The following is a 22,574-nucleotide window of genomic DNA, read 5'->3' as shown; positions in this document are numbered from 1 at the left end:
GGTTCATCATGATCACCACGAACACCGCGCTCGACCCGCTTGCCGAGGACCTGGCGACGGTCATCGACGGCGTCGCGGGCACCTTCGGCACCGCCGCGGAGCGCACCGTGGAAGGCGAACTGGACTGCGACCCGGCTCAGCCGGGCCGGTCGCTCTGCTGGCAGTACGGCCTTCGCGTGGACGACGCGTCCGACGCGGTCCGCACCCTCGTCGACGTCGTCCTGCCCTTGATGGAAAACCAGGGTTGGCGCACACGCGACCGCAGCAACCCGCGTGAGCTGATCGCGCAGTTCAGCCGCGACGGCGCCGACTTCAACGTGCACGTCTCCCGCGTCGGCGACGGCGTGACCATCGTGGGCTCGACGGCCTGCGTACCCGTCGTCCCCTAAACCCCAGGGGGTCGCGAAAAGACCTCGTGAGTGGCGGCGGTGTCCCCCAGTACACCGCTGCCGCTCACGAGGCGCGGAACCGTGAAGGCTTCCAGCCCCGGCGTTTGCCTCGCCGGACCGCGGCCACCACCACACCCGCGGCGATGGCGGCGGCCACCACGGCGATGGCGAGAACGCCGGAAACCTTGTCCGCGTTGGCTCGGACGGGTGCGGCGGCGGGGACGACGAAGGTGTCCGGAGCGACGCTCGGCGGTCCTCCCGGGCCGGGTGTCCCGGCCGGGATCGAGGCGGAAACGGCGGCGTAGGCGTCGATCGCGCCCCAGCCCCGCCGAGGATCGTGACCGCCACCCGGGCCACGGTGCGCGGTCAGCGTCAGCCGGGCGACGACCTGCTCCGGCGACAACTCCGGGTGATACGCGCGCACGAGCGCGGCGACACCGGCGACATGCGCGGCGGCCAGGCTCGGGTCACTCACCGGCCACCGGTGCGCCACCGTCCCGCCCGCGCCGGCGGAAGTGCTGACCAGTTCGGCGCCGGGCGCGGAAATCCCCACGTAGGAACCGGATTCCGTCTGCACCGCCGCACCGGTCTGGTTCGTCGACCCCACGGCGAGCACCCCTGGCGTCGCGGTCGGGTACGACGTCTGGCCCTGCTGTGTCCCCGCGGCGGGAGAGATGATCAGCGCGCCTTTCTCCCTCGCACGCGAGACGGCGCCGGTCAGCGCGGGACTGTCGGATGCCGCGGGGACGGCGATCAGGATGATCCCGGCGCCGCGGTTCAGCGCGGTTTCGATGGCGGACGCGAGCTGCCCGGGATCGCCGCCGCCGTTCACCTGCGTGTACCGGATCGGCAGGATCTTGGCGCCGGGCGCGATCCCGGTGAACGTCGTGGACGGATCCGGTTGCGCGCCGACGATCCCGGCGGCGATCGTGCCCCGGCCGTCGCAGTCGTCGGCCGTGGTGCCCTGGCCGCCGACGAGCTGACCGGGCGCGAACTGGCCGTTGCCACCATCGACCCCGGTCCCGATCACCGCGACCAGCTGGCCGGTGCCGCGCGACAGCGGCCAGATCCGCACGGGGTCGATCAGCCGCTGCCCCCACGGAACGGCGGCGGTGTAGGTGCCCGTCGGATTCGCGCACTGCTCGGCGACCGCCGTCGCCGGGACTCCGATGCCGAGCGATGCCATGAAAGCGACGCATCCCGCGACGGCAGTTTTACCGGCAAAGCCCACCATTCCTCCAGGATTCCCTTGTCACACAAGGGAATCGTACTGCCGGAGGTCAGCGCAGGTCCATCCCGAGGTCGAGCGCGGGCGAGGAATGGGTGAGCGCGCCGACCGCCAGGAAGTCCACACCGGACTCCGCGTACGCCCGCGCCACGTCCAGCCGCAGGCCGCCCGAGGATTCCAGGCGGGTCTTCGGTGAAACCTCGTCACGCCTGTCGACGGCCTTCGCGCATTCGTCGGGGGTGAAGTTGTCCAGCAGCACCTCGTCGGCTCCCGCGGCGAGCGCCTCTTCCAGCTGGCCGAGGTCGTCGACCTCGACCTCGCAGTGCAGTTCGGGCGCGTGCTCGCGCGCAGCCGTGAGCGCGGCGGTCACCGAACCGGCCGCGACCACGTGGTTGTCCTTGATCAGCACGGCGTCACCGAGGCCGAGCCGATGGTTCACCCCGCCGCCCGCGCGGACCGCGTACTTCTCCAGCAACCGCAGTCCGGGCAGGGTCTTGCGCGAATCCCTGACCCGGCAACCGGTCCCCTCCAGGGCGCTCACCCAGGCGGCGGTCGCGGAGGCGATGCCGGACAGATGGCACAGCAGGTTCAGCGCGGTGCGTTCGGCGGTGAGCAGGCCACGCACCGGGCCGCGGAGCACCAGCGCGGGTTCGCCGGCGGTCAGCCGGTCGCCGTCGTCGCGCGCGGCCAGGATCTCCAGCTCCGCACCGAGCACGACGTCGAACACCGCCAGCGCCACCGGGATCCCGGCGACCACCCCGGCCGTCCTCGGCGTGAGCTCGGCCAGCGCGGTCGCGGACTCGGGCACGGTGGCGTTCGTCGTCGCGTCGGGCCCGTACCGCAGATCCTCGGCCAAGGCCGTGGTGACGACGCGGTGCACATCGGGGACGTCGAGACCGTGATCGGCCAGCGCCTTGGTGACCCACGGGGAGAATTCGCTCATGCCACACCCTCCAAAGCGATCGGATCGGCCAGCACCGGCTGCCCGGACGGGCTGAGCCGGATGAGCTGGCCGCGTTGCCAGACGTTGTCGTCACGTTCGGGGAAATCGGTCCGCACGTGGCAGCCGCGGGACTCCGTCCGGCGCGCGGCCGCCGCGACCAAGGCCTCCGCCACCAAGGTGAGCGCCGCGTCCTCCACGATCCGTGGTGTCCACAAAGGACTCTCGATCACCGAAAGATCCAGCACCGAACCGACGACCGAAAGCCCTTCGGCGTCCCGGCCGATCGCGGCGTAGCGGCTCATCGCGCGCTGCAGCGCGTCACGGTCGGCCACCGCGACCTTCGACGGAGGCAGAAGCACACCGCGGCGCGGGTCGGCCAGCAAGCCGGCGGCGAGATCGATGGCGACCGCCTCCGCCACCCGCTGCCCGACGACGAGCCCTTCGAGCAAACTGTTGGAGGCCAGGCGATTCGCGCCGTGCAGGCCGGTCCTCGCCACCTCGCCCGCCGCGTAGAGACCGCGGACACCGGAACGTCCGTCCACAGTGGTCACCACACCGCCGCAGGCGAAATGCGCCGCCGGCGTGACCGGGATCGGGTCCTTCGCCGGGTCCAGCCCGATCGCCGAGCACGCCGCGTGCACGGTCGGGAATCGCTTGGCGAACCCGGAGATCCCTGTCGCGTCGAGGAAAACGTGGTCGTCGATACCGCCGGGCGCCTGCCCCATCCGGCGCGTGATCGCCGCCGACACGACGTCGCGGGGCGCGAGATCACCGAGTGGATGCACCCCACGCATGACCGGGGCGCCCGTCGCGTCGTGCAGGGTCGCGCCCTCGCCGCGCACCGCCTCGGTGACCAGCGGGAGGCGCCCGCGCGCGCCGGGCGTGAACAGGACCGTCGGGTGGAACTGGACGAACTCGACGTCCGCGACCTGCGCCCCCGCGCGCAACGCGAGCGCGAGCCCGTCACCCGTGGCGATCTCCGGATTCGACGTCGCCTGGTAGAGCTGCCCCAGCCCGCCGCTGGCCAGCAGCACGGCCTGCGCCCGGACGACACCGGGCACACCGTTGTGGTCCAGGACGGTCACGCCGACGACCTCGCCCGCGGGCGTGCGGATCGCGTCGACGGCGATGTGGTGCTCCAGCACCGGGATCCGCTGGTCACCGGCCTTCGCGACCAGCGTCCGCTCGACCTCCGCACCGGTCGCGTCGCCACCGGCGTGGATGACGCGGAAAGCGCTGTGGCCACCTTCGCGAGTGCGCGCCAGTTCGTCACGGCCTTCGACGGCCGGATCGAAACGGGCGCCCTCCGCCCGCAACCTGGCCACCGCGGCCGGGCCACCGGCGATGATCGAACGGACCGCGCTCTCGTCGCAGAGCCCGGCGCCCGCGGTGAGCGTGTCGGCCGCGTGTTTGCCGACCGAGTCGCCTCGCTCGTGCTCACCCTCCAGCACGACCGCGACCCCGCCCTGCGCCCAGCGGGTGTTCCCGTCGGAGACCGCCGCCTTGGTGACCACCAGGACGTGCAGCCCGAGCTCCCGCGCGCGCAGCGCGGCGGTGAGCCCGGCGACCCCGCTGCCGATCACCACGAGATCGGCGGCGGCCTCCCACGCCGGGCAGGTTTTCGCCTGAAAGGCGGTAACCGGGTCGGTCATTCTCCGCCGCCAGGCTGCCCGATCTCGATCATGCGCTGCACGGAAGCGCGGGCACGGGCGGCGGTCTCGACGTCGACGTGAACCTCGTCGGCGCCCTCCCGCAGCGACCGCAGCAGAGCGGCGGGCGTGATCATCTTCATGTACCGGCAGGACGCCCGGTCGTTCACGGCGCGGAAGTCGATCTCCGGCGCGGCCTTGCGCAGCTGGTGGATCATCCCGATCTCGGTGGCCACGAGCACCGACTTCGCCTTGGTGTCACGGGCGGCGTGGACCATGTCGCCGGTCGAGAGGATCTTGACCCGCTCGGGGGCGACCGCACCCTCGCCGGCGAGGTACAGCGCCGAGGTCGCGCAGCCGCATTCCGGGTGGATGAACAGGTCCGCGTCCGGATTCTCGGCGGCCCGCTCGGCCAGCTCCGCGCCGTTGATCCCGGCGTGCACGTGGCACTCGCCCGCCCAGATGTGCATGTTCTCCCGGCCGGTCACCCGCTTGACGTGCGCGCCGAGGAACTGGTCCGGCAGGAACAGAACCTCCTGGTCAGCGGGGATGGAAGCGACCACGTCGACGGCGTTCGACGAGGTGCAGCAGATGTCGGTTTCCGCCTTGACCTCGGCCGTAGTGTTCACGTACGAGACGACGACGGCGCCGGGGTGCTCGGCCTTCCAGGCGCGCAGCTGGTCGCCGGTGATCGAGTCCGCGAGCGAGCAGCCCGCTCGCGCGTCCGGGATCAGGACCGTCTTCTCCGGCGCCAGGATCTTCGCCGTCTCGGCCATGAAGTGCACGCCGCAGAAGACGATGGTGGACGCGTCGCTGCTCGCCGCGATGCGGCTGAGCGCGAGGGAATCGCCGGTGAAGTCGGCGATGTCCTGGATCTCGGGGACCTGGTAGTTGTGCGCGAGCAGGACGGCGTCGCGCTTGCGAGCGAGGCTCCGCACCTCCTCCGCCCAAGCGGCGTCGGCGACAACTCCGCCGTACGGGGTCAGGTCGTTCTGCAGGGTGCTCGTCATCGTTCTGGCCCTCCTGGACCTGTCTCCGGTTTTCGCCTTATAATCGAAAACCGTGCGAAGTCATCTTAACACCCAGACCCCCCTCGCCCACGAGGTTTTGGGAGCGGTCCTGCAAGTGCGCTCGGACACACTCCGGGTCCTGCTGTGGCGGCGGGCGCTCGATCCCCATCTGGGCCGCTGGTCTCTTCCCGGCGGAAGGCTTCGCCCGGATGAAGACGTCGAGGCGTCCATCCGGCGGCAGCTCGCGGAGAAGGTCGACGTACGCCAGTTGAAGCATGTGGAGCAACTGGCGGTCTTCAGCGCGCCGGACCGGGTGCCGGGCCCGCGCGTCGTCGCGACGGCGTTCCTCGGCCTCGTACCGTCCGATGTGGACCCCGAGATCCCGGAAGACACCGAATGGCACGACGTCTCCGCGCTGCCGCGGACGGCGTTCGACCACGAGTCCATCGTGCTGCGCGCCCGCGACCGGCTCCGCTCGAAGCTCTGTTACACGAATCTCGGGTTCGCGCTCGCCCCGGAAGAGTTCACCGTATCGGCGTTGCGGGGGCTGTACTCGGCTGCGCTGGGTTACCGGGTGTCCGCGACGAACCTGCAGCGTGTGCTGTCCCGGCGCGGACTGCTCCTGCCCACCGGGCACACCGCCCCGCCGGGCCGCAGCGGCGGCCGTCCGGCGGCGCTCTTCTCCTTCGCGGGCAAGGGGATGCAGATCACCGACCCGTTCGCGGTGTTCCGCCCGCCCGCCCGGAAGTGACCGTCCTGCGAAGTCCCCTCGGTCCCCGTACCTTGAACGGGTGACCGAGCCGAGCGAGGAGTCCACCGGGAAGGCGATCTTGCCGCTGTTCCCGCTACAGACCGTGCTTCTGCCCGGAACACACCTCCCGTTGCACATCTTCGAACCGCGGTACCGGCAGCTGATGGCGGACCTCGTCGGCGAGGTCATCCCGGACCGCGAGTTCGGGGTGATCGCGCTGCGTTCGGCGATGGTCAGGGAGGTCAGCGGGCCGGAGCACGTCCACGAAGTCGGCTGCAGCACGGTGCTGCGCGAGGCGAAACGGCTGCCGGACGGCAGATTCGACGTCGTCACCACCGCGCGGCGCCGGTTCCGGCTGCTCGAGATCGACCGCGTTTCCGCGCCGTACCTGATCGGCTCGGTCGAATGGGTACCCGACGACCAGGTCGCCACGGTGCCCGGCGACACCGTGAACAGGCTCGCCGACGTCGCGAAGGCCGCGCACCGGCGCTACTGCGAATCCGCCTGGGACGCCGACGACTGGACCACCCCGCCCGAGGACGGCGACATCGCGGCCCTCGCCTACCGGCTCACCGCGGACTGCCTCCTCCCGTTGGAGGACCGGCAGCGCCTGCTGGAAGAGACCAACCCGCTGCGACGGCTGCGGATCGCGTGCCGGCTGCTCACGCGGGAGGCCGGGTTCCTCAGCACCCTCGGCGCGGTCCCGATGCCGCCGGGGGAACTCGGCGAGTTCACCCGCCCCTCGAACCTGAACTGAGCCCCCTCAAGCGCTATGAAAGGCCCCTTCATTGCAAATTTTGCAATGAAGGGGCCTTTCATAGCACGCGCGAGGTTCTGCCCCCGTGTCATGAAAGGGTCGTTCAGGACAAGAAACGTCCTGAACGACCCTTGCATGACACTCGCGAAACGCTACTTACCCGACTCCGGTGTGGACTCCTCGTCCGAACCGTTGCCCCCGCCGAACTTGCTCCACACCTTCCCCGCCGCACCGGACACCGCCTCGCCGACGTCGCTGAACACCTTCGTCAGCGGGTCGGCCGAGCTGTTCCAAGAATCCTTGTACGATTTCGCGGCCGACTTCAGGTCGTCGGTCCAGTTGGACGACGGCGCGTCCGCGTCGCGGCGCGGGTACTCGCCGGCCAGGATCCCCCGGTAGTCCTCCGACGCGGCCCACTTCTGCAGTTGCGCGGCACGCACGACGGCCAGCGGATGCGACATCGTCTCGACGTAGCGCAGCTTCAGGTAGCTGTCGCGGATGTCCTCGACCGACTCGTATTCCGCCGCCTGCTTCAGGAAGGCCGGGATGTCGATCTTCGACGGGTCGATCCCGCCCGCGACGAGGATCTGCGAGCGCAGCGCCGCCGTCGGGTCCTGCGAGCACAGCAGCCCGGCGCGGTCGCAGGACAGTTCGGCCTTGCGGTACCACTCGCGCAGCGCGGCGATGACGACGCGGATGCCGATCGCGCTCACCGGCGTCCACGACATCGACATCTGGAGATTGATCAGCCGCAGCAGGATCGTGCGGTACACCGCGTGCCCGGACAGCACGTGCCCCATCTCGTGCCCGATCACGAACCGCAGCGACGCGAGGTCCATCGCCTCGACGGCCGCGGTGTTGAGCACGATGAACGGCTCGTCCATGCCGATCGTCTGCGCGTTGACCTCGGGGCTGCGGGCGACGAACAGGTTCGGCACGCGGTCGAGGTCGAGTGTTTCGGCGCATTCGTTGCGCAGCTTGTCCAGCTCCGGATACTGCGTCGGGCCGACCCGGATTCCGGACGCGAGCGCCATGAGCCGCTCGCCGCGTTCGGCGTAGAAACCGGAAACCGCCTTCACGACCTGCGCGAATCCGGGAACCGCGCGCAAGGTGGCCAAGGCGCCGCGGTCGACGGGGTGTTCGTAGGCACGCGGGCTGATGCCCGGGAAGCGGACGGCGTTGTGCCGGGAAACCTCGATGTCGTCGGTCAAGAGTAAGCCCCCTAGAGAAGTTGCCGCCCACCCTAGAGGAAATTCGTCAGCCGAGGCGGCGACCCAGGTCTTCCCGTCCGTTCCACGCGGTCAGCAGCGTGTAGGCCAGCGTGGTCATCAGCGGCGCGGCGAGCATGATCCACGGGGATTCGATCTGCGGTGCCTTCGCGATGACGTCGCCGACCGCGGGCGTCGAGGCGATCTCGTAGCGGCCGTTGGCGAACGCGACCCCCATCGTCGTCCCCAGCCAGCCCGCGAGGGTCGCGCCGCCGGTCGCGGCGATCAGCACGACCGGGCCGCGGCGCTCCCGCAGCATCCAGGTCACGATGCCGATCAGCAGCCCGGCGCCGAGCGCGAGGAAACCGTAGACGGCCAGGTCGTCGAAGCGGTGCCAGCTCTCGAGTTCCAGCGGGGCGAGGCCGCCGCGGTCGTTGATCACCCGCATCCGCTGAGGCGGCGCGAGCCGCGCCCACAGCCAGGCCAGCGGGAAGCCGAGCAGTCCCGCCGTGGACAGGACGCTCACCGCCGGCAGCAGATCGGCCTTGACCACGACCTTGGGGAACGGGCGGCGCGGCCTCGGCAGCACGGGCACCGACCAGGGGTCGGGCACGCTGGAAGACAGGTGCGCCGGTTTACCGGTCGTCTCGCCCAACCCCGGACTCCTCCCTCAAGCTGCTTGTGCAGAGCGTAACCAATAACGCCCCCAGCGCACGCGACCCGCCACGCATCCCCCGCAATTCGTCATCTGGTTGCGGTGGTTGCGCCCGCAACCACCGCAATTAGATGACGAATTGCGGGTGGGTGGTCAGCCGTCGAGAGAGCCGTGACGGCTGCACTTGGCCGTCCAGCCGACCGGGGTGATCTGGACGACCATCCGCCGCGCGCAGTACGTGCAGTAGCGCGGCGGTTCGAGTGCCGTTCTCCGGTTGTGACAAGCGGGATGTTCCGCGCCACCGTCGGACGTCTGTCCACAGTGGACACAGAACGCGGGCGAGTCAGAGGACGTCACTGATCGCCTTCACCGGCATCTTCAGCTCGTCGAGCATCTCCAGGTCCGCGGTGGCCGGACGGCCGAGGTTGGTCAGGTAGTTGCCGACGATGATCGCGTTGATGCCGCCGAGCATGCCCTGCTTGGTACCGAGGTCACCGAAGGTCAGCTCACGGCCCCCGGAGAAGCGGAGCAGCGGGCGGGGCATCGCCAGCCGGAACGCGGCCACGGTGCGCAGCGCGTCCTTGCCCTCGACGATCTCGTAGCCCTCATACGGCGTACCCGGCTGCGGGATGAGGAAGTTCATCGTGCACTCGTCGGGGTTCAGCTCGGCCAGCTGCGCGGCGAACTCGGCGCGCTGCTCGATGCTCTCCCCCATGCCGATGATGCCGCCGCAGCAGACCTCCATGCCCGCCTCGCGGATCATGCGCAGCGTCTCCCAGCGCTCTTCCCACGTGTGCGTGGTGACGACGTTCGCGAAATGCGACCGCGCGGTCTCCAGGTTGTGGTTGTAGCGGTGCACGCCCATCTCGACGAGTTCGTCGACCTGCTCCTGGGTGAGCATGCCGAGCGAGCAGGCGATCTGGATGTCGTTGCCGTCCTCGCGGATGGCCTTGATCCCCTCGCGGACCTGCGAGAGCAGCCGCTTGTCGGGGCCGCGGACGGCGGCGACGATGCAGAACTCGGTCGCGCCGGTCTCCGCGGTCTGGCGGGCGGCCTTGACCAGGCCGGGGATGTCCAGCCACGCCGAACGCACCGGCGTCGGGAACCGACCGGACTGCGAGCAGAAGTGGCAGTCCTCGGGGCAGCCGCCGGTCTTGAGGCTGATGATGCCCTCGACCTCGACCTCGGGGCCGCACCAGCGCATCCGGACCTCGTGGGCCAGCGCCAGCAGGTCGGTCAGGTGGTCGTCGTCGAGCCGCAGGACTTCGAGGATCTGCTCTTCGGCGAGTCCGACACCACGCTCGAGGACCTGGTCGCGCGCCACGGCGAGGATGTCGACGGTCTCCGGGGCTGTGGTCACGGGGCGGCTCCTGTTCGGGGTGGGGCGGTGAAGCAAAGGCACATCATCGTGCACGACCGGGTGCCTCGGCCACAGCGACGCAGGTCACTTCTTGGCCGACGCCTGGCCGACGAAGCATTCCGGGTCGAACTCCCCGCCGAACCACGGCGAGAGGCCGGCCCTCGCCCGGTCGGCGAACTCCTCCGGAGTGGCCGTGCCCAGCCCGGCGGGCAGCACGCCCAGCAGCGGGGCACCGGCGGCGACCGGCAGGTCACGCAGGTTCGACACCGCCGCCAGATCCGGCTCCTCCGGCCACGAGCCGATGATCACGCCGGCCACGGTGAGCCCGCGTTTGGTCGCGACCTCGGCGGTCAGCGCGGTCGCGTTGAGCGTGCCCAGCCCGGCTTCGGCCACGAGGATGACCAGTGCGCCGAGCGACCACGCGACGTCGGCCAGCGTGGCCCCGTCGGCGTCGAACCGGACCAGCAGGCCGCCCGCGCCCTCGATGAGGGTGAGGTCGTGTTCGCCGTTGAGGTCGCTCGCCGCGGCGGCGATCTCACTCGGGCCGAGCGTCGGCAGTCCCGAGAGCCTGGCCGCCGCCTCCGGCGACAGCGGGTCCGGGTAACGCCGCAGCTCACGGGTGGTGACCGGACCGGCGAGCCGGAGCACGTCGGCGAGATCACCCGGCTCGTCCGGGCCGACCCCGGTCTGCGCCGGTTTCAGCACGGCGACGCGTTGGCCCTGACCGGCGGCCAGCGCGGCGATGGCGGCGGTGGAGATCGTCTTGCCGACACCCGTACCGGTGCCGGTCATGACCAGCATGCTCACGTGCGTTGAATCTAGTGGGTCGGGGTGGAGGACGGCTGAACGGGACCGTCAGCTGCCCTGTTCGGGCACGGCGACGACACCGACCGGGGCGAACGCCGGGCTCTCGTCGTCCGACAGGTAGACCTGCGCCGCCCCGACGTCGAAGTACATCCCGGTCAGGTGCAGTTCGCCGCGTGCCTCCGCCTCGGCGATCAGCGGATAGTGGCGCAGGTGCTCCAGCTGCTGAAGCACGTTCTGCAGCGCCAGCCGATCGACGTGCCTGTCCGGACGTTCGCCGTCGAGGGTCACCGGGACGTCGCGACGCGCGCTCGGCTCGGCGTGCCGCAGCCAGGAAGCCAGCATCGGCGCGCCGTCGGGGGCGCCGGTGGCCAGCGCCTGCATCGCGCCGCAGCCGGAATGCCCGCAGACCACGATCTCGCGCACCTTCAGCACGCCGACGGCGAACTCGACGGTGGCGCCCATCGACGGGTCGGCACGGCGGGCGGGCACCAGGTTGCCGATGTTGCGGACGGTGAACAGGTCGCCGGGCCCGCTCGTGGTGATCATGTTCGGCACGATCCGCGCGTCGCCGCAGGTGATGAACAGGGTGTGCGGCGACTGGCCGCCTGCCAGTTTGCTGAGCGCGGGTTGCATGAGCGCGGCCGTGCGCCGCTGGAACTCGGTCGCCCCGCGCAGTGTGGGCCCGCCGCGCTGGCCGGGCACCTCGACGTCCTTCGCCTGCCAGTCCGACCACGGCGCGAGGAACCGCGGCACCGAACGCATCGCGGCCGTCCTGGTCAGCGTCGGATCGCCGGATTTGCCGTTGGCGAACCACGGATGCCCGACCTCGTCGACGGTCACTTGCCCGCCGGAGCGTTCGTGGGCCTGCTGCCAGTTCGAAAGGCTCTCGAAAGCGGCGTGGTCGAGGTAGTCGACGACCAGCTCCAGGGTCACCTTCGCGCCGTCGGGCACGGTCGCGAGCACCCGGCTGAGCCTCGGCACCGAGAGGAACGTCAGGACACCTTCGACGACGACGCGCCACTCGTCGCCGTCGCGTTCGGCGTGGATCCCGGACCACACGGTGCGCCGCAGCATCAGCAGCACCGAAAGCGCGATACCGAGCAGGACGCCGGTGAGCAGGTCGAAGACGACGACACCGGCGAGTGTCACCAGGTACAGCCCCAGATCACCGTGTTTGAGGACCTGCTTCATATGACCGGGGTTGACCAGTTTCGCGCCGACGTGGACGAGCAGCCCCGCCAGCGCCGCGAGCGGGATGTTCTGGATCAGCCCGGCGAACGCGGCGACGAACACCAGGATCCAGGCACCGTGCAGGATCGCGGACACCCGGGTGCGGGCGCCGGCGGCGACGTTGGTGGAACTGCGGACGATCACGCCGGTGACCGGGAGACCGCCCAGCGCGCCGGAGGTCATGTTCGCGGCGCCCTGCCCGATCAGCTCGCGGTCGAGGTTCGACCGCGGTCCGGTGTGCATCTTGTCGACGGCGACGGCCGACAGCAGGCTTTCCACGCTGGCGATCAGCGCGATGGTGATGACCGCGACGGCGAAGGCGCCCCAGCCCGCGTCCGGGAATTCGGGCGCGAAGCGGATGTTGAGCAGGTCACCCGGCAGGTCGACGCGGGGCAGGGTCATCCCGGTGGCGACGGACAGCACGGTCACCAGCGCGATCGCGGCGAGCGGGCCGGGCACCTTGCGGACGGACCGGGGAAGCCGCGGCCACAGCAGCAGGATGCCGATGGTGAGCACGCCGATCAACGCGGCGGTGTCGTGGTGGCCGACGATCTGCGCGGGCAGTTCGGCGATGTTCTTGAGCGCCGAGCTCTGGGCCGTTCCGCCCAGTACGACATGGAGCTGGCCGAGGACGATCGTGACGCCGATACCGGCGAGCATGCCGTGGACGATGGCGGGCGAGATCGCGAGCGCCGCGCGGGCGATGCGGCTCAGCCCGAGCAGGATCTGGAGCGCGCCCGCGGCGACGGTGATCGCGCAGGTGGTCGCCCAGCCGAAGGTGGCGATGGTTTCGGCCATGATCACCGTCAACCCGGCGGCCGGACCGCTGACCTGAAGCGGGGAGCCGCCGAGGGCTCCGGCGACCACACCTCCCACCACGGCGGCGATCAACCCCGCGACGATCGGCGCCCCCGACGCGAGAGCGATCCCGAGTGAGAGCGGGACGGCGACGAGGAACACCACCAGCGAGGCGGGCAGGTCGTGCCGGAGCACGGCGAGAGGTTTTTTGATGATCACCATCATGATCACCAGGTAACTGGTGAATTGTCCGATATGCACCACCCTATCGAGTGAATATCACCCTACTGGCGGGTGGCGTGGCCCACTTTCGGCCCGGTTTGTTGCCCGGAGATGTCCTCCATGTTGCGAAAAGCCTTACGGGCTCCCGAATCCTGGGACGTATCGGTCGGCCGCCCGGTCAACTCGGCCGATGTCCGTGAAGGCCTCCTTGAGGGACCCTGGGTCCCTCAAGGAGGCCTTCACGGACTTCCGGAGGCTTAAGACTTGACCGGCGTCGCGGCCGAGGTGAACGACCGCGGCACCTCGTCGAGCAGGGACACGTTCGCCTCGCCGACGTCGAAGTACATGCCCGTGAGCCGGAGTTCGCCACGGGCCAGCGCCGCGTCGACGACCGGATACGAGCGCAGGTTTTCCAGTTGCTGCACCACGTTGTGCAGGGCGAGCTGATCGCTTTCGTGTGCGGGACGGGCACCGTCGAGCAGCACCGGTCCCTCCCTTTCCCTGCGCCGCAAGGTTTCCTCGCCGTGGCGCAGCCAGCCCCTCAGTTGCGTGAGCCCGGCGGGCGCGTCCCCGAGCAGCGCTTTCATCGCGCCGCAGCCGGAATGCCCGCACACCACCACTTCCCGCACCCGCAGCAGTCCGACGGCGTACTCGATCGCCGCCCCCACGGAGAAATCCGCGTCGGCACCGGCGTGCGGGACGAGGTTTCCGATGTTCCGCACGGTGAACAGGTCTCCCGGACCGCTGGTGGTGATGAGGTTCGGCACGATCCGCGCGTCGCCGCAGGTGATGAACAAGGTATGCGGCCGCTGCCCGTTCGCCAGCCCGTCCCAGGTGCTCCGCAGCAGCGGCGCCGTCCGCCGCTGGAACTCCGAAGCACCACGGCACAACGGCACGCTGCCGCCGCGCTGGCTCGGCAGTTCGAGGTGTTCGGCCTGCCATTGCGACCACGGCGCGAGCCAGCGCGGCACCACCCGTGACGCGACGCCCCGGCGCACGGTCGGCACGCCCGCCTTGCCGCGTCCGAACCACGGATGCCCGATCTCGTCGACGACCACGGTGCCCCCGGCTCGTTCGTACGCGCGCTGCCAGCCGCGCAGGCAGTCGAAAGCGGCGTGGTCGAGGTAGTCGACGAACAGTTCCAGCGTCACCTCGGAACGCCCGGGAACTGTGGCCAGAACGCTCGTGAGCCTTGGCACGGAAAGGAAAGTGAGCGCGCCTTCGATGACGACGCGCGTCCGCGGGCCGTCCGGTTCGACGTGGATCCCGGAGAACAGCATCCGGCGCAGCATCAGCGCGAGCGCCACCACGATCCCCGCGGCGACGCCGGTGAGCAGGTTGACGGCGACCGCGCCGAGCAGGGTCGCGAGGTAGACCGGCAGGTCGCCGTGGCGGCGGACCTCACGCAGATTGGTGAGGTTGACCAGTTTGGCGCCGACGTAGACGAGGAGACCGGCGAGCGCGGCGAGCGGGATCAGCCGCAGCACGCCGGCCAGGAACAGGCAGCAGCCGAGGATCCAGGCGCTGTGCAGGATCGCCGACATCCTGGTCCGGGCGCCCGCTTCGAAGTTGGTCATGGTGCGCACGACGACGCCGGTGACCGGGAAGCCGCCGAGCGAACCGGACGCGGCGTTCGCCAGGCCCTGTCCGATCAGTTCGCGGTTGAGGTCGGTGCGCGGCCCTTCGCGCAGTTTGTCGATGGCGACGGCGGAAAGCAGGCTCTCCAAGCTGGCGATGAGCGCGATGGAGAGGACGGCGGCGATGATCGCCGCCATGGACCCGGACGGCACCTCGGGGACGAAACCCAGCCCCGGCAAGCCGTTCGGGAGGTCGACGCGCGGCAGGTCCATCCCGGCCGCGACGGAAAGGCCGGTCGCGAGCGCGACGGCGGCGAGCGGACCGGGGACGCGGCGTACCGAAGCCGGCATCCTGGTCCACGCCAGCAGGACACCGACGGTGACGACACCGATCAGCGCGGCCTGGTCGTGGTGCCCGACGATCCGGCCCGGCAGCGCGAGGATGTTCGCGATCGTGGAGCCTTGCGCCGCTCCGCCGAGGACGACGTGCAGCTGGCCGAGGACGAGGATCAGCCCGATCCCGGCGAGCAGGCCGTGCACGATGGCGGGTGAGATCACCAGCGTGGCGCGGGCGACGCGGCAGACGCCGAAGACGATCTGGACCACACCCGCCGCGGCGGTGATCGCGCAGGTGGCCGCCCAGCCGAAGGTCGAGATGGTCTCCGCGATGACGATGGTCAGCGCGGCGGAGGGACCGCTGACTTGCAGGGCGGAGGCGCCGAAGAGGCTCGCGACGACTCCGCCGACGACGGCGGAGACGAGTCCGGCGAGCAAGGGGGCTCCGGCGGCGTGTGCGACGCCGAGCGAGAGCGGGACCGCCACGAGGAAGACGACGACCGAAGCCGGGAGGTCGTGGCGAAGGTTCTTCAGGAGGGTCGATGCGGGATTGCGGCGGCCCGGGGGCCCGGTGTCATGCTCGTCACCAACGAAGTCGATCATGGGGGCAGGAAACCCGATCGGCGCGCAAAAGTCCGCTACGCAAAGGTTTCTCAGGTTTGCTTGCGCGTCGAGGAACTAGGACGTAACACCTATTCGCGACAAAGCACCCGAGATGGGTCCCGATCGGACTCGCCCGTTCGCCTTACCAAGATCAACTCATGACCACGCTCTGTACCGAGCGTGGCCTTCCCGGTTTCCTGTGGTCACGGTCACACTCTTTGTGCTGAATTTCGCCGTTTTTACGCTTTCTGTGCGGCCGAGACCATTGCGGAAGTGATCGCGGCGAGGTCGTCCGCCTCGGAGATGTAGGGCGGCATCGTGTAGATCAGGTTCCGGAACGGACGCAGCCAGACCCCGTTCTCGGTGAGGACCTCGGTCGCCACCGCCATGTCCACGGGATGGTCCAGTTCCACCACGCCGATCGCGCCGAGCACCCGCACGTCGGCGACCGAGGACAGCTCACGAGCCGGTTCGAGCCCGGCCTTCAGCGCGGCCTCGATCCGAGGGACGTCGGACTTCCAGCCGCCTTCGGCCAGGATCCCCAGCGACGCGTTGGCGACGGCCGAAGACAACGGGTTCGCCATGAACGTCGGGCCGTGCGCCAGCACCGGAAGTTCACCGCGTGAGATCCCGTCGGCGATCTCCGGCGTGCACAACGCCGCCGCCATCGTCAGGTAGCCACCGGTCAGCGCCTTGCCGAGGCACAGGACGTCCGGCGTGACACCCGCGTGTTCGGCCGCGAACATCGTGCCGGTGCGGCCGAAACCGGTGGCGATCTCGTCGAAGATGAGCAGGACGTCGTTGGCCTCGGTGAGTTCGCGCAGCGCGCGCAGGTACGCGGGCGGGTGGAACCGCATGCCGCCGGCGCCCTGCACGACCGGCTCGACGATGATCGCGGCCAGTTCGCCCGCGTGCCGTTCGATCTCGGTCGCGAGCAGGTCGAGGTACGCCGGATCCGGCTCGTCGGCGAAGCCACCCGGCGGCTTGGGCAGGAACAGCTGGTCCGGCAGGATCCCGCGCCACAGCGAGTGCATCCCGCCCTCGGGATCGCAGACGCTCATCGGCGTGAACGTGTCGCCGTGGTAGCCGCCGCGCCAGGTCATCAGGCGCCGCTTTTCCTTGCGCCCCACCGACTGCCAGTACTGCAGGCACATCTTGACGGCGACCTCGACCGACACCGACCCCGAATCGCACAGGAAGACGTGCCGCAGCCCGTCCGGGGCGAGGTCGACCAGTGTCTTCGCCAGCCTGATGGCCGGTTCGTGGGTGAGCCCGCCGAACATCACGTGACTCATCCGGGCCGCCTGCTCGGCCAGCGCCGCGTCCAGCACCGGGTTCCGGTAGCCGTGGATCGCCGCCCACCAGGACGACATCCCGTCGATCAGTTCGCGGCCGTCGTCGAGGGTGAGCCGGACCCCGCTCGCCTCGCGGACCAGCAGGGAGTCGATCGGGCTCGGCATCGGCCCGTACGGGTGCCAGACGTGTTCCGCGTCGAGCGCGAGGAGTTCGGCGGCGTCCATCCGGCGACCCTACGACACGTCCTCCTCAGCGCAGGCGCACAGGGAGGGTTTCCAGGCCGTGGACGAGGGCGCTTTCCCGCCACCGCAAGGTTTCCGGTTCGGCGTCCAGGCCGAGGGCGGGGAATCTCTCCAGTAGCCCGCGCAAGGCGATCTCGGCCTCCAGACGGGCCAGCGGGGCGCCGACGCAGTGGTGGATACCGTGCCCGAACGCGAGATGCCCGGCCGCCGAGCGCGTGACGTCCAGGCGATGCGGGTCTTCGAACCGTCCGGCGTCCCGGTTCGCACCGAGCAGGGAGACGAGCACGAATTCGCCCGCCGGGATCTCGACGTCACCGACCGGCACGGGTTCCTTGGTGAACCGGATGGTCGCCAGGTGGACCGCGCCGTCGTAGCGCAGGAACTCCTCGACCGCGCCGGGCAGCAGGGCGGGATCGGCGCGGAGGGCGGCCAGCTGGTCCGGCTCCCGGAGCAGCGCCAGAACACTGTTCGCGATCAGGTTGACCGTCGTCTCGAACCCCGCCACCAGTAGCAGGAACGCCATGGCCAGCAATTCGTCCGCGGCGAGCGAATCGCCTTCGTCACTGGCGAGGATCAGGCCCGAAAGCAGGTCGTCGGCGGGTTCGGCGCGCTTTTCTTCGATGAGGTCGACGAGGTACGCGTGCATCCGCGCGGCCGCGGCTTGGAGCTCTTCGGGCGTCGACCAGGCGAGCATCGTGTTCGACCACGTCGCGAACGCCGGCTGGTCGCCCGCGTGGACGCCGAGCAGTTCGCAGATCACCCGGATCGGCAACGGGACGGCGAAGGCCGGCAGGAGGTCGACGCGTTCGGCGTCGCCGATGCCGTCCAGCAGTTCCGCGGTGATCTGCTCGATCCTCGGCCGCAGCCGGGAAACCGTGCGCGAGGTGAAGGCCTGGTTGACCAGTTTGCGCAACCGCGTGTGATCCGGCGGATCCGAGTTGAGCATGTGCGCGCCGAGCGCGCGTACGGCGCTGTCGGCCGCGGATTCGAAGCCGTCGCGTTCGAAGAGCCGTCGGATGGCCACCGGATCCTTGCCGACGCGGGAATCCGCGAGGATCGCGCGGGCTTCGGCGTAGCCGGTGACGATCCAGACGTCCAGGCCACGCGGCATCCGGACCTTGCGGGCCGGGCCCTCTTCGCGCAGCAGCGCCGAGACCCGGTGTGGTTCCTGGACGAGATCCCAGGCCAGGTTCTTCGGTTCCCCCATCGGTACGCCTCCCCCGGCGCGCCGGTCAGCGTTCGGCCAGCGCGGCCACCACTCGCTCGGTCACTTCGGTCCAGTATGCCCGCTGTTCTTCGCGCTCGTCGGCGCCCGCGAGCCATTCCTGGTGGAAACGGAGCGTGGTCTTCTGCTCGGTGCCGCTCACCGTGATCTGCAGGGTCGAGTCGTGCTCCCAGTCCTTCGGCCGCCAGGTCAGGCGGAGTTTGTCGCCTTCGGAACGGCCGCGGATCTCGCCGGTGGTCCCGTTGGCCGTCTCGTACGCCGCACCCGGCTCGCGGCCGAGTTCGGCACCCGGGCCGAGCCAGATCCCCACACCCTCACGTCCGACCAGGAAGTCCCACACCTGTGCGCTGTTGTACGGCACGGTCTGGGAAACGCCTACCTGCCAACCACTTCCGGCTGTTTTGGCCGTTGCTTTCGCCACCGGGCCATCATCCCATCGGGTGTACCGTGCGACAGTCACCGGTCCGGGTGGAGGATCTCTTTCCGTGCGCTACCGTCCGATTTCTCCCGCTCTGCTGGTCTCGGAACTGACCGAACGCATCACGGCGATCACCGACCGCCGCCGGATCGCGGTCGCCGTCGACGGCGCCGCCGGTGCGACCAACACCACAGAACTCGCCGACGCCCTGGTCGATCCCCTGCGGATCGCCGGTCACGCGGTGTTGCGGATCTCGGCGAACGACTTCCTCCGCCCCGCCTCGCTGCGTTTCGAACGCGGCAAACAGGATCCGGACTCCCGCTACAGCGACTGGCTCGACCTCGGCGCCCTGCGCCGCGAGGTGCTCGACCCGCTCGCCGAGGACGGCAGCGGACTGGTCCTCCCGTCGCTGTGGGATCCGGTCCGCGATCGCGCGACCCGCGCCGAACGTGTCGAGCTGCCCGAAGGCGGCGTCGTCCTGCTGGACGGCGAGTTCCTCTTCGGCGCGGGCCTCGCTTTCGACCTGAGCGTGCACCTGTGGCTCTCCCCCGCCGCGCTCAAGCGGCGGGTGCCGGACGCGTGGGCGCTCCCCGCCTACGAGCGCTACGAACGGGAAGTCGACCCGGCGGCGCTGTCCGACGTCGTGGTCCGCGTCGACGACCCGAAGCACCCGGCGCGCTACGAACCCTGACTCCTCAGCGCACGGCCGCGACGGGATCGCCGTCGAGCAGCCCGGAAAGCCTGCCCGCCATGGTGTCCCACCGCCAGTTCTCACCGACCCATTCGCGACCGGCGGCCCCCATCCGCCGCGCCCGCACCGGATCCGCCAGCAACGCGGCCAGCGTCTCCCGCAACTGCTGCTCGTCGCGGCCGTCGACGACGTGCCCGGTGACCTCGTCCAGCACCGTTTCCGGCGCGCCCCCGGAATTCCCGGCGACGACCGGCAGCCCCGACGCCGAAGCCTCCAGGTACACGATGCCGAGGCCCTCGACGTCGAGTCCCTTCCCGCGCGTCCGCGCCGGCATCGCGAAGACGTCACCGGCGTTGTAGTGCGCGGGCAACTCCTTCCACGGCACCGATCCGGTGATGACGACGCTGTCCGCGACCCCCATCGCCTCGACCAGCCCCGTGAGCGTCTTGCGGTACGGGCCGCCGCCGACGAGCAGCAGCGCCACGTCCGGGATCCGCTTGCGGAGCTCGGGCAAAATCTTGATCAGCATGTCCTGGCCCTTGCGCGGCACCAGCCGCGAAACGCAGACGATCGTCGGACGGTCGCCGAGACCGTGCCGCTCGCGGATCTCCTTGCCCGCGGCCGGGTCCGGCCGGTAAAGCGCGGTGTCGACACCGCACGGGAGCATCTCCAGCCCCGCCATCGGGCCGAAGGCGGCCGAAAACCGGGAGCGCGTGTACTTGCTGACGTAGGTGATCACGTCGACGGTGTCGCCGATCCGGCGCAACGCCTGCCGCGAACCCGGGAGCATCGACCAGCCGACCTCGTGTCCGTGCGTCGACGCCAGCACCCGGCGGGCGCCAGCGGCCCGCAGCGGATGTCCGAGCAGCGCCAGCGGCGCGGCCGCGCCGAACCAGACGGCCTCGCAGTCGCGGGCGCGCATGATCTCCTTCGCCCGCTTGAGCACGTCCGGGGTCGGCAGCATGAGCGACGTCGGATGGCGCACCACCTCGAACGGGGCGGCGGCGTCGAACTCGCCGTGCGAGCCGGTGCTCGATTCCCAGGAAGGCGCGTAGACGACGAGGTCGTCCGCGGGCAGGCGGGTGGCCAGCGAGTTCAGGTAGTTCTGGATGCCGCCTGGCCGGGGCGGGAAGTCGTTGGTCACCAGCAGGGTCCTCAGCACCTCTGCAGGCTACTTGGCCCACCGCAAGCGAAAGGGGCGGCACCGCTCGCGCGGCACCGCCCCATCCGGGTGTTCGATCAAGCGGTCGGGCGACGGGCCCCGACGTAGTTGTTCTGCAGCGGCGACACCTTGACGACGTCACCGGTGGTCGGCGCGTGCACCATCATGCCGTTGCCGACGTACATGCCGACGTGCGAGACCGGCGAGTTGTAGAACACCAGGTCGCCCGGCTGGAGCTGCGCCCTCTGCACCGGAGCGCCGAAGGTCGACTGCTGACGGCTGGACCGCGGCAGGGTGAGACCGGCCTGCTTGTACGCCCACAGCATCAGACCCGAGCAGTCGAACGACGAGGGGCCGACGTCGCCCCAGCCGTACGGGCTGCCGAGCTTGCTCTTGGCGGCCGAGAGGGCCGCCGCCGCGGCGGGGCCCGGAGCGGGCAGGTTGGGGAACGCGCCGCCCTTGTCCTTCTGGGCGGTGCGGTCCGCGGCGCTCAGGCTGCCACTGACCCGCTGGATCTCCTTGACCTGGTCGTCCAGCGTCTTCTTGCGCGCCTCGATGTCCGTCGTCAGCTTGGCTGCGGCGTCGCGGGCGGCGGTGGCCGTGTTCTGGGCGTCGGCCGCCTGCTTCGCGGCGGCCGCGGCCTGGGCGACGGCACCGCTCAGGTTGTTCAGGGCGGTGTTCTTGTTCGCGGCGAGGACCTCGAGCGCCGAAGAACGCTCCAGGAAGTCCTGGGTCGACGCGCCCGACAGCAGCGACGACAGCTTGTTCAGCTGCACACCGCTGGTGAAGGAAGCACCGGCGAACTTGTTCACCTCGGCCTGGAACGTCTTCTCGTCACCGGCCGCCTTGACACCGAGGTCCTTGGCGGCGGCGGCGTCCGCCGCGGCCTTGTCGAGCTCTGCCTGCTTCGCGGCGAGATCGTCCTTCGCCTTGAGGAGGTCTTCGTTGGCCTTCTCCGCCTGTGCCGCGAGGTCGCGGTACTTGGCGAGAGCGTCCGAACCGGACGGGGGCTGCTGGAGGGCGGGGGCTGGGGCAGCAGTGGCAGCAGGCTGGGCGACCGTTACGGCGGTGATCACCGCGGCCGCGGCCAAAGCTCCTGACACCACGCGCTTGACTGGATGCGACTGCACGGTCGCGCGTGTCTCCTTTGCTGTCGGCCACCGACTCAAAACCCGGGACGAAGAGGTCGGGGGCCCTCTTCCGCGAAGCCGCGACGCCGACCGTGAGGCCCGCGCGGTTCCCCGCGTTCCCGCCATGCGCCTGGCCGAGTGCTATCGCAACAGGTTTGGCGTACGGCTGGTTCTGGCGCAACTCCCCGACAAAGCTGCTTCAGTGGCGATCCCGTGTCGCCGTCTGGCGACGACTTCCGGCCACGAGATCTCGGACAGGTTACGAAACCACAGGCACCACGTCCACCATGGCAGGCGCAAAAACTCTCCGTGATGCGCCGAAACACCTTCGGACCAGCATGAGCGGAAAGGTGTGACAGGCGTTACATCCTGGGGCTGGTCACGACTACCTACCGTTCACCCGATCGGATCGACCACTCGTCGAATGCCCCGGTCGTGGCGTGTCTCAGGCGGATTTCCGGCGCTCCTGCCCCACGATTTCGACCATCCGGAGGCGCGGGACCATCCCGGCTTCCGCGAGCGCGTCGACCGCCCTCCGCTCGTCGGCGTCCCATTCGAGCGCGGGCGGCGCGCCGAGAAGGACACTGACGACACAGTCATGACATGCGTCACCGCGGACCGCGCACCGGTCGCAATCGATGACGAAGGTCTCTATATCCGCTATATCGGCGATGGCCTTGCCGTCCATCTCGACTCCTCACTTTCAGTGGTGAGGTGCACATTAAGAGCGACCACCGACAGTTTCGGTCTCGTGAGCGGCGAGGACGGTCAGAACCTTCCGCGTTCAGGTACGTACTGCCGGTGCCGGATGGCGATTTCGCGTGACTGGACGGACGACACACGTGCTTGGAGGGACGACACGCGTGACTGGACGGACGGCTCGCGGC

21 protein-coding genes are annotated in these 22,574 nt (G+C 70.0%); 4 read left to right on the top strand and 17 right to left on the bottom strand.

All coding sequences use genetic code 11. From position 1 onward, the window contains the following. Positions 1-8 precede the first annotated feature (8 nt). A complete protein-coding gene (locus ACIHAO_RS22345; RefSeq protein ID WP_396560657.1) occupies positions 9-389 on the top strand; it encodes a hypothetical protein in 381 nt (126 codons plus the stop codon). A gap of 64 nt (positions 390-453) precedes the next feature. On the opposite strand, the gene ACIHAO_RS22340 is transcribed toward ACIHAO_RS22345, so the two are convergent. The 4 genes from ACIHAO_RS22340 to nadA are packed head-to-tail and all read right to left on the bottom strand — an operon-like array spanning position 454 to position 5,219. Further along, positions 454-1,623, bottom strand: a complete 1,170-nt coding sequence (locus ACIHAO_RS22340; protein WP_396560655.1) for a S8 family serine peptidase — start codon at positions 1,621-1,623, stop codon at positions 454-456. A 46-nt stretch (positions 1,624-1,669) separates the two neighbouring features. Next, on the bottom strand, positions 1,670-2,560 hold the full coding sequence (nadC, locus tag ACIHAO_RS22335) for a carboxylating nicotinate-nucleotide diphosphorylase (protein WP_396560653.1): 891 nt from the start codon (positions 2,558-2,560) through the stop codon (positions 1,670-1,672). After that, complete coding sequence (locus tag ACIHAO_RS22330) at positions 2,557-4,212, bottom strand: L-aspartate oxidase (RefSeq protein ID WP_396560651.1); 1,656 nt, start codon at positions 4,210-4,212, stop codon at positions 2,557-2,559. The genes nadC and ACIHAO_RS22330 overlap by 4 nt, the downstream gene beginning before the upstream one ends. Then, complete coding sequence (gene nadA, locus ACIHAO_RS22325; protein WP_396560649.1) at positions 4,209-5,219, bottom strand: quinolinate synthase NadA; 1,011 nt, start codon at positions 5,217-5,219, stop codon at positions 4,209-4,211. The genes ACIHAO_RS22330 and nadA overlap by 4 nt, the downstream gene beginning before the upstream one ends. A gap of 115 nt (positions 5,220-5,334) precedes the next feature. Here nadA and ACIHAO_RS22320 point away from each other — a divergent pair, with 115 nt between their 5' ends. Both ACIHAO_RS22320 and ACIHAO_RS22315 read left to right on the top strand, forming a co-directional pair. Beyond that, positions 5,335-5,970, top strand: a complete 636-nt coding sequence (locus ACIHAO_RS22320) for an NUDIX domain-containing protein (protein WP_125787895.1) — start codon at positions 5,335-5,337, stop codon at positions 5,968-5,970. 40 nt (positions 5,971-6,010) lie between these two features. After that, positions 6,011-6,727: an LON peptidase substrate-binding domain-containing protein gene (locus tag ACIHAO_RS22315; protein WP_125794869.1), complete on the top strand. Its 717-nt coding sequence runs from the start codon at positions 6,011-6,013 to the stop codon at positions 6,725-6,727. Between the two features lie 152 nt (positions 6,728-6,879). Here ACIHAO_RS22315 and ACIHAO_RS22310 read toward each other — a convergent pair whose 3' ends face one another. From ACIHAO_RS22310 to ACIHAO_RS22265, 10 genes are all read right to left on the bottom strand, one after another. Continuing rightward, positions 6,880-7,938: a M48 family metallopeptidase gene (locus ACIHAO_RS22310; RefSeq protein ID WP_396560646.1), complete on the bottom strand. Its 1,059-nt coding sequence runs from the start codon at positions 7,936-7,938 to the stop codon at positions 6,880-6,882. Between the two features lie 46 nt (positions 7,939-7,984). Further along, complete coding sequence (locus ACIHAO_RS22305) at positions 7,985-8,590, bottom strand: DUF2567 domain-containing protein (RefSeq protein ID WP_396560641.1); 606 nt, start codon at positions 8,588-8,590, stop codon at positions 7,985-7,987. A gap of 153 nt (positions 8,591-8,743) precedes the next feature. Beyond that, entirely contained in the window at positions 8,744-8,947 is a 204-nt protein-coding gene (locus tag ACIHAO_RS22300; RefSeq protein WP_396560639.1) for a hypothetical protein, read from the bottom strand. Beyond that, on the bottom strand, positions 8,934-9,950 hold the full coding sequence (gene bioB, locus ACIHAO_RS22295; RefSeq protein ID WP_125787900.1) for a biotin synthase BioB: 1,017 nt from the start codon (positions 9,948-9,950) through the stop codon (positions 8,934-8,936). Before bioB ends, ACIHAO_RS22300 begins: the two co-directional genes overlap by 14 nt. A gap of 84 nt (positions 9,951-10,034) precedes the next feature. Next, the gene (gene bioD, locus ACIHAO_RS22290) at positions 10,035-10,757 is read right to left on the bottom strand and encodes a dethiobiotin synthase (RefSeq protein WP_396560636.1); all 723 of its coding nucleotides are present in this window, start codon (positions 10,755-10,757) and stop codon (positions 10,035-10,037) included. Positions 10,758-10,805: 48 nt separating this feature from the next. After that, on the bottom strand, positions 10,806-13,007 hold the full coding sequence (locus ACIHAO_RS22285; RefSeq protein ID WP_396560921.1) for a SulP family inorganic anion transporter: 2,202 nt from the start codon (positions 13,005-13,007) through the stop codon (positions 10,806-10,808). 257 nt (positions 13,008-13,264) lie between these two features. Next, positions 13,265-15,523 carry a bifunctional SulP family inorganic anion transporter/carbonic anhydrase gene (locus ACIHAO_RS22280; protein WP_396560634.1) on the bottom strand — a complete coding sequence of 753 codons (2,259 nt, stop codon included), beginning with the start codon at positions 15,521-15,523 and terminating at the stop codon, positions 13,265-13,267. 239 nt (positions 15,524-15,762) lie between these two features. Then, on the bottom strand, positions 15,763-17,043 hold the full coding sequence (locus ACIHAO_RS22275; RefSeq protein WP_396560632.1) for an adenosylmethionine--8-amino-7-oxononanoate transaminase: 1,281 nt from the start codon (positions 17,041-17,043) through the stop codon (positions 15,763-15,765). Between the two features lie 25 nt (positions 17,044-17,068). Then, positions 17,069-18,268 (bottom strand): cytochrome P450, encoded by a 1,200-nt coding sequence (locus ACIHAO_RS22270; protein WP_396560630.1) that lies wholly within the window; start codon positions 18,266-18,268, stop codon positions 17,069-17,071. Between the two features lie 25 nt (positions 18,269-18,293). Further along, positions 18,294-18,647: an SRPBCC domain-containing protein gene (locus ACIHAO_RS22265; RefSeq protein ID WP_396560919.1), complete on the bottom strand. Its 354-nt coding sequence runs from the start codon at positions 18,645-18,647 to the stop codon at positions 18,294-18,296. A 124-nt stretch (positions 18,648-18,771) separates the two neighbouring features. On the opposite strand from ACIHAO_RS22265, the gene ACIHAO_RS22260 reads away from it, so the two are divergent. Continuing rightward, positions 18,772-19,395: a uridine kinase gene (locus ACIHAO_RS22260; protein WP_396560628.1), complete on the top strand. Its 624-nt coding sequence runs from the start codon at positions 18,772-18,774 to the stop codon at positions 19,393-19,395. A 4-nt stretch (positions 19,396-19,399) separates the two neighbouring features. Here ACIHAO_RS22260 and ACIHAO_RS22255 read toward each other — a convergent pair whose 3' ends face one another. The 3 genes from ACIHAO_RS22255 to ACIHAO_RS22245 form a co-directional block, all read right to left on the bottom strand. Further along, positions 19,400-20,557: a glycosyltransferase family 4 protein gene (locus ACIHAO_RS22255; protein WP_396560626.1), complete on the bottom strand. Its 1,158-nt coding sequence runs from the start codon at positions 20,555-20,557 to the stop codon at positions 19,400-19,402. A 77-nt stretch (positions 20,558-20,634) separates the two neighbouring features. Next, positions 20,635-21,687 (bottom strand): C40 family peptidase, encoded by a 1,053-nt coding sequence (locus ACIHAO_RS22250; protein WP_396560624.1) that lies wholly within the window; start codon positions 21,685-21,687, stop codon positions 20,635-20,637. A 445-nt stretch (positions 21,688-22,132) separates the two neighbouring features. Continuing rightward, positions 22,133-22,375, bottom strand: coding sequence for a hypothetical protein (locus ACIHAO_RS22245; RefSeq protein WP_125787906.1), 243 nt, complete (start codon positions 22,373-22,375; stop codon positions 22,133-22,135). Positions 22,376-22,574: the final 199 nt, after the last annotated feature.

The organism is Amycolatopsis sp. NPDC052450, assembly GCF_044547565.1.
Lineage (GTDB): Bacteria > Actinomycetota > Actinomycetes > Mycobacteriales > Pseudonocardiaceae > Amycolatopsis.
Note: the sequence above shows the minus strand (reverse complement) of the source record. Positions and strands in the feature narration are given on the sequence as shown.